Genomic DNA, 12,452 nt, shown 5'->3' with positions numbered 1-12,452 from the left:
CGGTCATACTTCCCTTTTTCCCATAAATTTTGCACAATATTCTTGAGACTATTTAAAGCTTAATCCATCCACCACTACTTTATCCAGATGATTACCCAAGAAAAACCCCAAATAAATTGGCAACCAATTATCAAACAATTTGCCGCCATTGTCGGTGAAAAAAACGTAGTACAACGTCGAGAAGAACTACTAACTTATGAATGTGATGGACTCACCAGCTATCGCCAAAGACCAGCAGTAGTAGTCTTACCACGCACCACCGAACAAGTAGCAGCATTAGTCAAAATATGCGATCTAAATCAAATTACTTGGGTAGCAAGAGGTGCGGGAACTGGACTTTCAGGCGGCGCATTACCAATAGAAAATTGCGTCTTAATTGTTACCGCCTTAATGAATAAAATATTACAAATAGATTTAGAAAATCAGCGAGTTGTCGTGCAACCAGGAGTAATTAATAACTGGGTAACTCAAGCAGTCAGCGGCGCAGGATTTTATTACGCACCCGACCCTTCAAGTCAAATTGTTTGTTCTATTGGTGGCAATGTTGCTGAAAATTCTGGTGGAGTTCATTGCCTAAAATATGGAGTCACAACCAACCATGTTTTAGGATTAAAACTAGTCCTTCCCGACGGTTCAATAGTTGATACTGGAAGTTTCGTTCCCGAAATGCCAGGTTATGATTTAACAGGCTTATTTGTTGGTTCAGAAGGTACTCTTGGTATTGCCACAGAAATTACTTTAAGAATTCTCAAAACAGCCGAATCAATTTGTGTACTTTTAGCAGATTTTACTAATATAGAAGCCTGCGGTGCAACGGTGTCTGATATTATCAGCGCCGGAATTATTCCTGCTGGCATGGAAATTATGGATAACTTGAGCATTAATGCTGTAGAAGATGTCGTCGCTACGGGATGTTATCCTCGTGATGCAACTGCTATTTTATTAGTAGAAATAGATGGATTAGAAGTGGAAGTTGCAACTAATAAAAAACGCATTGCCGAAATTTGTCAAAAGAATGGCGCACGTAGCACGACCACAGCAAACGACCCAGAAACGAGATTAAAATTCTGGAAAGGTCGTAAAGCAGCATTCGCTGCCGCAGGGCACATGAGTCCTGATTATTACGTCCAAGATGGCGTAATTCCCCGCACTCAATTGCCTTACATTTTGCGCGAAATTGAAGCATTAAGTGATAAATATGGCTATCGAATTGCTAATGTTTTTCATGCCGGAGATGGCAATTTACATCCATTAGTTCTTTATGATAATTCAGTACCGGGAGCATTAGAAAAAGTCGAAGAATTGGGAGGAGATATTCTCAAACTTTGCGTAAAAGTTGGCGGTAGTCTTTCCGGCGAACATGGCATTGGTGCAGATAAAAAATGTTATATGCCACAAATGTTTACGGAAACAGATTTAGAAACTATGCAATGGGTACGAAAAGTTTTTAATCCCAAAGATTTAGCCAATCCTGGAAAAATTTTCCCCACACCTCGCACTTGTGGAGAAGCAGCACGCGCTCAAGCTGAGAAAAAATTTGAGAAAGTCGAGCTATTTTGAGAAAGTGAGGCAGAGCCTCTAAAACTGCGTTACCAGGCTGAGCCTGGTAACAAGAACTTACCCCTAGTGTCCTTGCCCCTTGCGTCTTGTTCCCCCTCGTTCCCAGGTTATACCTGGGAATACCTTTTTTGAGGCTCTGCCTCCCCCCTAAAAATCAATGATTTCCACTTCTAATAAACCTGGCTTACCTATGTAATTGCGGTAACTAGAATAGCGCCAATGAGCAGGATCATCCACATAACCACGACGAACCGGATTACTGTGAATATAATCCAACTTTTGTCTGAACATTTCTTCATTGAAAATAGCTTGAGGATGAAATCCCTCTTGCCAAACTTGATATTGCTGATCCGTTTTGTGTTTGAGCTTATAAAATTCGAGTTGGGCAAGAATATGTTTGGACTGGTTTATTTTAAGTAAATCAATAATAGACCGTGCTGTAAAGGATTTTAAATCTCCTATTTGTTACGTTTGATTATAGTGAGGCAGAGCCTCTAGAACTGCATTACCAGGCTGAGCCTGGTAATGAGGAAATGATAGCTAGGCAGAAAATATTAGAAAACAGTAGATACACTTATGCTATATACTGAGCGAGACTAATATATAGTTGTTTTCAGTTGCATAATGTACATCTGCAAGACTGGGTTCCCTAATTCCGAATTCGCAGCCGTAGACGAATGGTATTATTAATAGATTGGGGAGCTTGCCAAGTTAAAAGCGATCGCCTAATCTCATCAATCACTTTTTGCTCTTTCACCGTCGATGCTTTATCATCGAAAATAATTCGCCTCACCCGTCCATTTTGCAGCGACAATTCTAAGACTATTTCGCCACTAATATTCTGAGGAATATTGACATTTTGCAACTTTTGTGTAATCGATGCGATCGCATTTGCATCCAATCCATCAGCACTAATCACCTCAATCCGCGAAGTATTTTGTGTCACATCTCCATCAAGTCCGCGAACTGGCGGTGGTGGTGGTGGTGGTGGTGGGGGAGATTGTGGGAAAGTTGTCTGTCCTTGCACGCGATTGGTGGTGCTGAAATCCTGACTGAGAACGCCTCCACTAGTGCGACGACTAGGAGATGCAGCTAAAGGCAAGTTACTACCAGGAGAAACGCCTTCTTCTCGACCAAAAATTCCTTCGTAACTGACACCTTCGGGCAATTCTACGGGAACTTCTACTCGCTGACGAGTACCATCAGGATTCACCCTTACCTCTTCGCTGACGGCGACAAAAGCGGTGTATTGCGACAACAAGCGATAACTTAAAGCTGTTTCCGTCACTGCATCCACGCCAGATTTAGTTTCGCCGCCAAACATTTGATTCATCAAATCCTTAATTCTGGCGCGTCCCCAAAGTTGTGCGATCGCCAAATTTCCCGTACTATTAAAATTAACTGGCAGCATTTTTTCATAACGTTTCCCACCAGCAGCAACCCCAACAATCCGCAGATTTCCATTAATTTTATCTCGCTTTTTGCCAAACAAAACTAACGGTTGGTTAGCAAACAAATCCGGTGCAGCTAAAGGGTAAATAGTTGCAGTTTCCCCTCCTCCTTGCCAACTAACCTGAATATTTGTGAGTACCGGATTATTGATTTTACGGAAAAACTTTTCCGCCACTTCTTGAGTCGGTTCATCCTGACGAATCACTTGGGCAGTACCTCTTCCTACTTCTGCCAAGCGATTAATTAAAAACCGATTTATCGAACTGCCAACGCCAAAACCATAAAGACGATTTCCGGGTTTTAAATTTCTTTGAACTTCAGCAATTACTTCATTTTCATTGCCGATATAACCATCAGTTAAAAGTACAACACTTCGCAACCTTCCTGATGATGCAGGAGGGAAATTTAGAACAGCGCGAATCCCATTAAGTAATTCCGTACCGCCTCTGGCATCAAGGCGATCGATATAGGCCATTGCTTTACTACGATTTTCAGCAGTATTCGCTAACGGTGTAGGAGATAATTGTTGCGTAGTATTGGCAAAATCGATAATTGTGAAAGTATCGTTAGGATTTAAACCATTAATAAAACGGCGCATTAACTCCTTTGATTTTGCCAAAGGTTCCCCTGATTGAGAACCAGAAGTATCCATCAAAAAAACTACATCTTTAGGCACAATTTCATCACGGCGATATTGCAAAGCGGGAATTAAATAAACAGCAAAATGACCGCCTTTTTCATCAGATTGAGTTAAAACTGTTGCTTGAGTGTTATTTCCTGCAATGCGATAGCGTAAAATTAAGTCTTTGTTGGGAATAGTATCTTCGTTAGCTAATTGTACTTTTACGACATTGATTTGACGGGAAGTAGTGATTTTATGGGAAGTAGAATTAACTTCAGAAATTGGCACTCCCGCATCTATTTCCACCGTGACATTAATATCATGACCGGAACGAGTACCCGGACGCAAAACGGGTGGAGTAATGCGCGAAGCATCAGGAACTCTGTCAGTATCGATCCCCCCTTCGCCCCCCTTATTAAGGGGGGTGTTCCTCCCTTCGCCCCCCTTATTAAGGGGGGTGTTCCTCCCTTCGCCCCCCTTATTAAGGGGGGTTGGGGGGATCGGATTACCGGGAATATATCTTGGCCCAACTACCATTGGAAAAACAAATTCGTAGTTCCCGCCCTCAAATTTCAGACTATCGGTATAACGAATAGTGACATCAATTTTTTCGCCAGGTTTGATGTTAGCAAGAGATTGGGTAAAGATATTATCTCTTTCTTGTTCTAATAATCCGGCGGTTCTTCCTTCTCGGCGGGCGCGATCGTAAATTTCCTGTGCTTCTTCTCGTTTTTTAATGTTACCTTTGATAATGCGATCGCCAATCTTAATTTCCATATCATCCACCGCCGCCTCATCCGGTAATGGAAATACATAAATCGCTTCCAAAGGGTCTGAAAAAGGATTTTCAAAAGTCTGTGTCACCTCAACTCGTGAGACATTTCCGCTGACTTTTGCTTTCACTTCCGTATGTTTGAGAGGAAAAACTTGTTGCTTTCCGTCTTTAGATTGAACAAACAAACCGCCAGTTGGTTGTTGTTGTTGATTTTGCGGTGTGGGAGAATCACTTCTAGTCCTTTGTGCCAAAATTTGCGGAGATAGAGGCAAAGATAGAACAACCGTGCCCATCGTACCAGAGAGAAGTAAAGTTGCGGGTAAGAGAGAGATAAGTTTCATAACTGAATCATGGGATGATATTTTACAGCGATTTCCCTTTAACATGACATTTATTGCTCAAAAATTGTTGCCAAAACCCGATTTCTTAAAGTAATTACGTATAGGGATAGCTTTAATGGTGTTGACTATTGTCGAAGAATAACAAGCAGCAGAAGAAGGACGATATTTACTGACACGAGCCCAACAAGAAGTCAGCGAATCAGAGGCAAGTCGCGCCATAATAAATACGATCGCCACAATCATAGTTTACAAGTTCACCAATTTAAGTCGCCGGGAGGTGGAAGCAATGCTAGGAATGCGATTGGAAGAAAGTAGAGTTTATCGCGAAGCCAAAGAAGAAGGACAACTTGAAGGAAGACAGCAGGAAGCTGCTAGTCTAGTTCTCCGTCAGTTGTCGCGCCGTTTTAGAGAGTTATCCGACGATCTCAGCGGACGCATTTCTAACTTACCGCTATCTGTACTGGAAGATTTAAGTGAGGCATTGTTGGATTTTAACAGTGTGGATGATTTGTTAGCTTGGTTAGAGGCACATTAAACTGCTGTTGAATCAAGTATTTTAATCGGGTGAAACAATCCCGATGTAGTGATTTTTATAAAAGAAATGCAAGAAATCGCACTTTCTAAATGGCAATCTTTACTAGTACAATTTGCAGTCGATTCAACGATTAGCAAGCAAATTTTTTTTGAATTAATATTTGCTTATTCCAGTCCTTATAGATACTACCATAACCTAGTTCACATTCAGCAAGTTTTAGAAATAATTGAAAAAATGCGATCGCATTCCCAGAATTTCCCTGCACTTCAATTTGCCACTTGGTTTCACGATATCATCTACGATCCAAAAGCCAAAGATAATGAAGAAAAAAGCGCCGCCAAAGCAACCAAGGTATTGACAAATTTAGGTATTCCATCCTCAACCGTAGCTACTATTTGTCAGTTGATTTTGACCACTAAAAGCCATCAAATCTCAGCCGATAGCGATATAGATAGTCAAATTTTTTTGGATGCAGACTTATCAATATTAGGCGCTTCTCAAGCCGAATATCAAGTGTATGCCAAGTCGATCCGAAAAGAGTATGCTTGGTTATCAGAACCAGAGTATCGCACGGGTAGGTTGCAAGTATTAGACAAATTTTGCCAACGAAAAAGGATATATTATACTCAACAAATGTTTGATGCCTTGGAACTTCAGGCTAGACAGAATATGCAAGAAGAAATAAAATTTTTAACAGCAATCAACGATATAAAAATATAATAGTGATTCAGCAAACGAAAGCGATCGCTCCTCAATTAGAAAGTATAGTCGGGTCTGCCAGTATCCGTGCTTGGGAAAATATCGAAGCTGACAAGCAAAAACAGATATCTCAAGCAATTTTTTCCAGCACTTATCCTACTTGTCTTGTATATCCCAACACACAGCAAGAACTTGCCGAAATCATCGCTTGTGCTGACAAAAACCGTTGGCGTGTCTTACCTTGCGGGAACGGGAGCAAACTGAATTGGGGCGGTTTAGCTAAAGAAATTGATGTAATAATTAACACTAGTAAATTGAACTGCATCGTTGAACACGCCGTAGGCGATTTAACCCTCACCGCCGAAGCAGGAGCGAAATTTAGCGATATTCAGGACATTTTAAGCAAAAAAAACCAATTTCTCGCCCTAGACCCAGCATATCCCCAAATGGCAACCCTTGGTGGCATCGTCGCTACAGCTGATGCGGGTTCGTTGCGTCAACGCTACGGCGGCGTGCGAGATATGCTACTCGGAATTTCTTTTGTCCGTTATGATGGCAAAATTGCTAAAGCTGGTGGCAGAGTAGTAAAAAATGTTGCCGGATACGATTTAATGAAGTTATTTACGGGTTCTTTTGGCACTTTGGGAATTATTAGTCAAGTCACTTTTCGACTTTATCCAATGCCAGAAGCTTCCCAAACTGTAGTGTTAATTGGTGCCACAGATGCCATTGCTGAGGTTAACAAAATTCTGCTTGCTTCTGCTTTAACTCCCGTAGCAATTGATTTATTATCCACCCAATTAGTAAATCGTTTGGGATTGGGTAAAGGTATGGGTTTAATTATTCGTTTCCAAAGTGTTGCTGAAAGTGTTCAAGAACAATCAAACCGACTTTTAGAAGTTGGGCAAAAGTTGGGTTTGTCAGGTAGCAGTTTTTTGGCTAATGATGAAACAAATCTATGGCAACGATTACAATATTCTATGTGGGAAGTTGACACGGAATTGGCGATCGCCTGCAAAATAGGAGTATTACCCACTGCTACTGTTAACACCCTGACTCAACTGGATAATCTTGCCCCGGAAAGTATGGGATTGATTCATGCTAGTAGTGGCTTAGGATTGTTAAAATTTGATAGCTCAAAGTTGTCTTCTGACACAATTTTACAAATGAGGAATTTTTGTCAATTAAACAGTGGGTTTCTCACGGTTTTAGAAGCACCTTTGGCTTGGAAAAAACAGTTGGATGTTTGGGGTTACAGTGGCAATGCTTTGGATGTAATGCGAAAAATTAAACAGCAGTTTGATCCTGATAATATTTTTAGTCCTCATCGGTTTGTGGCAGGGATTTAGTTTATTTTGAACCGCAGAGACGCAGAGAACGCAGAGAAGGAAGAGAAGATGCAGATTTCAGAGAAACCAGCAACAAATAATGAGGATTCGCAGGGATTTGATCCGAAGAATCCGCCTAATCCAAAGTTAATTGATACTTGTGTACATTGTGGTTTTTGTCTTTCCACTTGTCCGAGTTATCGGGTGATTGGTAAGGAGATGGATTCTCCGAGAGGGCGCATTTATTTAATGGATGCGATTAATGAGGGTGAAGCGCCACTTGCTGAAGGAACGGTGCAGCATTTTGATAGTTGTTTGGGTTGTTTGGCTTGTGTTACTACTTGTCCTTCCGGGGTACAATATGACAAGTTAATTGCCGCAACTCGTCCGCAAATTGAGAGAAATTATTCGCGGAGTTTACCGGATAATCTTTATAGAAAACTGATTTTTAATTTGTTTCCTTATCCCCAAAGGTTAAGGGTTTTGTTAGCACCTTTGTTGGTGTATCAAAAGTTGGGATTTCCTAAGTTTTTCCGCGCTACTGGATTACTGAAAAAAATATCTCCCCGCTTAGGGGCGATGGAGTCTCTTTTACCCGATGTAACCGCTAAATCTTTTGTCGATACTTTACCGGAAGTTATACCAGCCAAAGGGGAAAAAAGATATCGGGTAGGGGTGATTTTGGGTTGTGTACAAAGACTTTTCTTTTCTAAGGTAAATGAAGCAACTGTGAGAGTTTTAACTGCTAATGGTTGTGAGGTGGTGATTCCTAAATCTCAAGGTTGTTGTGCTGCTTTACCAGAACACCAAGGACAAAGAGAACAAGCCCAAACTTTGGCACGACAAATGATTGATAGTTTTGCAGAAACAGGCGTTGATTATATCATTATTAACGCTGCTGGTTGTGGTCACACTTTGAAAGAATACGGTCATATTTTGGCAGACGATCCTAACTATCGGGAAAAGGCGAAAGCTTTTGCAGCTAAGGTGAAAGATGCCCAAGAATTTTTGGCAGAAGTGGGATTAACCGCGCCACTTTCACCGATAACTGATAATGAGTTGACAATGGTTTATCAAGATGCTTGTCACTTGTTGCATGGACAAAAAATTAGTATCCAACCTCGTCAATTATTAAAGCAAATTCCAGGGGTAAAACTGCGAGAACCAATTGATGCTGCTTTATGTTGTGGTAGCGCAGGTGTTTATAATATGCTGCAACCAGAAGTTGCGGAAGAATTGGGACAACAAAAAGTTACTAATTTGTTGAATACTGGGGCACAGTTAATTGCTTCTGCTAACCCTGGTTGTAGTTTACAAATTAATAAACATTTGCAAATGCAAGAAAAAGAAATTCCGATTATGCACCCGATCGAATTATTAGATTTTTCAATTCGCGGTGTGAAAATCGACGCATAAGTTTGTAAGTAACTCAGGTTGCTAGTTACAAGTCTGGCTGTTTCTTAGCCCCCCTTAATAAGGGGGGTTGGGGGGATCTAAACCTAGTAATCAAAGCCGAAGATCCCCCCTAACCCCCCTTACTCAAGGGGGGAACTCCGAAAGAATTAATAACTAGCAACTTGCGTTAAGTAATGTCCACAGATATAGTAACAAATTCATCTGTGTTCATCTGTGGACATCTGTGGTTTAAATTAAACCTAAATACTTTGATAAAAAGTCTAACTTTCCCATCTTTACAAACAAGGTACAGTCACATAAAATTTAGCTGGCCCTTCGGAAGTTACTCGCAACTTACAATTTACACCAGTTCGATCGCTACACACCCCCGCAAACTCTCCGGCTATTTGCAACTCGTTAAACCAAACTTCCGCCACGCAACCCGAAAAAGATCGATCGCTAATCCTCCAAAAGCATTCTACCGCCCCAGTCGCCTCAGCAAATCTTCTTAATACTTCATAATTCAGAGCTTTTCTATCCTTTGCTAGTAAAATTAGTTTGGGTTTTAATGTATTTAGCGATCGCCTTTTGACAACCATTTTTGTTGACATAGAGAAACTTTTACGGTATTAACATGAAAAGTAAGCGATCGCACATAGTAAAAACACTCACATTTGGACAAGTTCTTCCTTGATTATCAACAAAGAGTATAAACAAATTTATTCTTAAAAAAGAATCATCCAAGAAAATCCATAATAGACTTCAGCTATTAAACTTGATCTTGGTCAAGTTTCCAGTAATTTAAACCCATACAAAACCTGTAACTTAAGCCATTTTTCAGCAGTTTACTTCTTCTAACAATGAACAACAAAATTAACCAATCAATTTTTCTTTTCCTTTGTTTTGCCCTTTTGGGTTTAACATCCTGTAGCCCAAAAACACAACCTGATGAATTAGCCGCCACTGAACAGCAAGCTCAAGCATCTAGTTCTAAATCACAGACAAACCCAAATCAGCAAATACAAAAATCACTTTTTCTCATTAGTAAAAACGGTAAAGAAGGCTTTATCGATCGCACGGGAAAAGTTATTATTCAACCTGAATATGGTTTAGCTTTCAGTTTTTCAGAAGGTTTAGCACCAGTCAATATAAACTCGAAATGGGGTTATATTAATCAGACAGGGAAAATCGTTGTCAAGCCTCAATTTGAGGAAGCAGGCATATTTTCAGAAAATTTAGCTGCTGTTAAAACTGGTTCCAAATGGGGTTATATTAACGACACCGGAAAAATTGCCATTAAAGCTCAGTTTGTTGAAGTAGAAGGCTTTTCTGAAAGATTAGCATCTGTCAAAATAGGTAATAAATGGGGCTATATAAACCCAAAAGGTCAAGTAGTCATTAAGCCAAATTATGATGAAGTTAGTATTTTTTCGGAAGGACTAACATCTGTTAGAATTGGCAAAAAATGGGGTCATATAGATAAAACAGGCAAAGTAGTAATTAAACCAATATTTGATGAAGCTAGCATTTTTTATGAAGGGTTAGCCTCTGTTAAGATTGGCAAAAAATGGGCATTTATTGACAAAACTGGGAAAGTAGTGATTAAGCCTATATTTGATGAAGCTAGCATTTTTTATGAAGGGTTAGCACCAGTGAAAATTGGTAATAAATGGGGATTTACTAATAGAAAAGGCTTAGTAGTAATTAAACCTATATTTGATGAAATTAATGTTTTTTCCGAAGGATTGGCAACAGTTAGAATAGGTAACAAGTGGGGATTTATTAACAAAACTGGAAAAATAGTCATCAAACCTCAATTTGATGAAGTAGATAGTTTTTCTGATGGACTCGCAGCAGTAGGAAGCAAGGATGGGAAAATCGGTTATATCGATAAAACAGGTAAATTTGTTTGGAATCCAACGAAATAATTACTAATTTACACTTAGTTGTGGTATAAACATAAAGAACAAAATGGCGACAAAAACTCAGTTTACCTATGAGCAAACTTCACAAATTTATACCTTTTTTCCTTTACTTAAGTATTTTAGGTTTGGTATCTTGTCGCCCTCTAGAACAAACCCAAGCATCAACTAGCGTAAGTCAGCAAAATCAAACAATCAATAAACTCTTTCTGGTCAAACAAAATGGCAAATATGGCTATATTGACCAATCAGGTAAAATAGTTATTACTGCTCAATTTGATGAAGCTTTTGATTTCTCAGAAGGAATGGCGAAAGTAAAAGTTGGCGATAAGTTTGGTTATATTGATAGCACAGGAAAAACAGTTATTGCAGCACAATTTGATGACGCTGATGACTTTTCAGAAGGACTAGCAGGAGTAATGTCTAATGGAAAAATGGGTTTTCTCGATCGCACAGGACAGATGATTATTTCACCTCAGTTTGATGATGCGGAAGACTTCTCCGAAGGCATGGCAGAAGTAAAAATTGGTGAAAAATGGGGTTATATCAATAAAGTAGGAGAAATAGTCATTGCACCACAGTTTGAAGACTCGCAAAATTTTTTACAAGGATTAGCATCTGTCAAAGTTGGCTCGAAGTGGGGTTACATTGATAAAACCGGAAAATTTATTTGGAACCCTACAGAATGAGCAGTTACTTTTAATACTAAAAACTCACTATAAGCGGCAATTTATCCACCATTTTTTGTCAATTTAAACACCTAGATATTGAAATATTGACAATTATCTGCGATCGACTAAACTATAATCATATTAAAGTAACTTAGGTGTATTAAAATGAAGCGTAATTTAAATAAAATTTTTCTATTAACTCTTTTAGCTGCGTGCTTCAGCACAGTTAGCTATAAATTCCCATCAGCACTGGCTTCAGATACTCATAATATGACCCAAGAAGCCAAACCAGAACCATCAGTTATTCCCACTCCTCAAAACGGTAATAATCAAAATAATAGTGCTTTAGTTCCCATCCAAGAAAATGATAAATATGGTTATGCCGATCACACTGGTAAAATAATCATTTCTCCTCAATTTGACGAAGCCAGGAAATTTTCTGATGGTTTAGGCATGGTAAGAATTAAAAACAAATATGGCTATGTCGCAGAAACAGGTCAAATAGTTATTGCTTTAAAATTTGATGATGCCTTAGAATTTAACGAAGGATTAGCAGCAGTTAAAATTGGCAATAAGTGGGGTTACATCGACAAAACAGGAAATGTAGTAATTCCTCCTCAATATGATGAAGCAAAACATTTTTCTGAAGGGTTGGGATTAGTAGGATTAGATGATAAGTCTGCTAACAGTCAAAAGACTAATAGAAAATATGGTTATATTGACCCCAGTGGAAAAGTAGTTATTCCCATCAATTTAGCTCATGCTTTTACCTTTTCCGAAGGGTTGGTACAAGTAATAATTGATGAAAACCCCGATATTCCTAATAGTGGCAAATATGGCTATATGGATAGAACAGGGAAAATTGTCATTACTCCACAGTTTGCCTGTGCAGATTCATTTTCTGAAGGTTTAGCCAGAGTATCTATTAATAATAAAAATGGTTACATAGATAAAACTGGAAAATTTGTTATTCCACCACAGTTTGATGTTGCTGCCAGTTTTTCTGGAGGGTTAGCAGAAGTGAGACTCGGTGATAAAACGGGATATATTGATAAGACTGGAAATTTTGTAGAAAATATTAAAAAATAAGAATTTGGTTTCGCTGCAAAATATAATATGAGCGGGGGTGCAATGGGAGACGAAGACCATTTG

General features: G+C 39.3%; 11 protein-coding genes and 1 pseudogene. 9 read left to right on the top strand and 3 right to left on the bottom strand.

Going from position 1 to position 12,452, the window contains the following annotated elements:
* The first annotated feature begins 87 nt into the window (after positions 1–87).
* On the top strand, positions 88–1,560 hold the full coding sequence (glcD, locus tag IQ264_RS07080; RefSeq protein ID WP_193979966.1) for a glycolate oxidase subunit GlcD: 1,473 nt from the start codon (positions 88–90) through the stop codon (positions 1,558–1,560).
* Positions 1,561–1,707: 147 nt separating this feature from the next.
* Here glcD and IQ264_RS32790 read toward each other — a convergent pair whose 3' ends face one another.
* Positions 1,708–1,851 carry a hypothetical protein gene (locus IQ264_RS32790; RefSeq protein WP_228061338.1) on the bottom strand — a complete coding sequence of 48 codons (144 nt, stop codon included), beginning with the start codon at positions 1,849–1,851 and terminating at the stop codon, positions 1,708–1,710.
* 358 nt (positions 1,852–2,209) lie between these two features.
* A complete protein-coding gene (locus IQ264_RS07070; RefSeq protein WP_193979964.1) occupies positions 2,210–4,750 on the bottom strand; it encodes a VIT domain-containing protein in 2,541 nt (846 codons plus the stop codon).
* Between the two features lie 154 nt (positions 4,751–4,904).
* On the opposite strand from IQ264_RS07070, the pseudogene IQ264_RS33840 reads away from it, so the two are divergent.
* From IQ264_RS33840 to IQ264_RS07050, 5 genes and pseudogenes are all read left to right on the top strand, one after another.
* Positions 4,905–5,030 (top strand): annotated as a pseudogene (locus IQ264_RS33840) (DUF2887 domain-containing protein); the annotation flags it as partial.
* A 6-nt stretch (positions 5,031–5,036) separates the two neighbouring features.
* Positions 5,037–5,285 (top strand): DUF4351 domain-containing protein, encoded by a 249-nt coding sequence (locus IQ264_RS07065; protein ID WP_265583024.1) that lies wholly within the window; start codon positions 5,037–5,039, stop codon positions 5,283–5,285.
* A gap of 66 nt (positions 5,286–5,351) precedes the next feature.
* Entirely contained in the window at positions 5,352–6,005 is a 654-nt protein-coding gene (locus IQ264_RS07060) for a hypothetical protein (protein ID WP_193979962.1), read from the top strand.
* Positions 6,006–6,007: 2 nt separating this feature from the next.
* A complete protein-coding gene (locus tag IQ264_RS07055) occupies positions 6,008–7,333 on the top strand; it encodes an FAD-binding oxidoreductase (RefSeq protein ID WP_322744623.1) in 1,326 nt (441 codons plus the stop codon).
* Positions 7,334–7,381: 48 nt separating this feature from the next.
* Positions 7,382–8,728: a (Fe-S)-binding protein gene (locus tag IQ264_RS07050; protein WP_193979960.1), complete on the top strand. Its 1,347-nt coding sequence runs from the start codon at positions 7,382–7,384 to the stop codon at positions 8,726–8,728.
* Positions 8,729–9,003: 275 nt separating this feature from the next.
* Here the strand turns inward: IQ264_RS07050 and IQ264_RS07045 are convergent, their stop codons facing one another.
* Complete coding sequence (locus IQ264_RS07045; RefSeq protein WP_193979958.1) at positions 9,004–9,318, bottom strand: hypothetical protein; 315 nt, start codon at positions 9,316–9,318, stop codon at positions 9,004–9,006.
* A 249-nt stretch (positions 9,319–9,567) separates the two neighbouring features.
* Between IQ264_RS07045 and IQ264_RS07040 the strand changes: the two genes are divergently transcribed.
* The 3 genes from IQ264_RS07040 (at position 9,568) to IQ264_RS07030 (ending at position 12,389) form a co-directional block, all read left to right on the top strand.
* A complete protein-coding gene (locus IQ264_RS07040) occupies positions 9,568–10,635 on the top strand; it encodes a WG repeat-containing protein (RefSeq protein WP_193979956.1) in 1,068 nt (355 codons plus the stop codon).
* A gap of 68 nt (positions 10,636–10,703) precedes the next feature.
* On the top strand, positions 10,704–11,318 hold the full coding sequence (locus tag IQ264_RS07035) for a WG repeat-containing protein (protein ID WP_193979954.1): 615 nt from the start codon (positions 10,704–10,706) through the stop codon (positions 11,316–11,318).
* A gap of 147 nt (positions 11,319–11,465) precedes the next feature.
* Entirely contained in the window at positions 11,466–12,389 is a 924-nt protein-coding gene (locus IQ264_RS07030; protein WP_193979952.1) for a WG repeat-containing protein, read from the top strand.
* Positions 12,390–12,452: the final 63 nt, after the last annotated feature.

It is taken from the genome of [Phormidium] sp. LEGE 05292 (assembly GCF_015207735.1).
Taxonomy (GTDB): domain Bacteria; phylum Cyanobacteriota; class Cyanobacteriia; order Cyanobacteriales; family Aerosakkonemataceae; genus Floridanema.
Note: the sequence above shows the minus strand (reverse complement) of the source record. Positions and strands in the feature narration are given on the sequence as shown.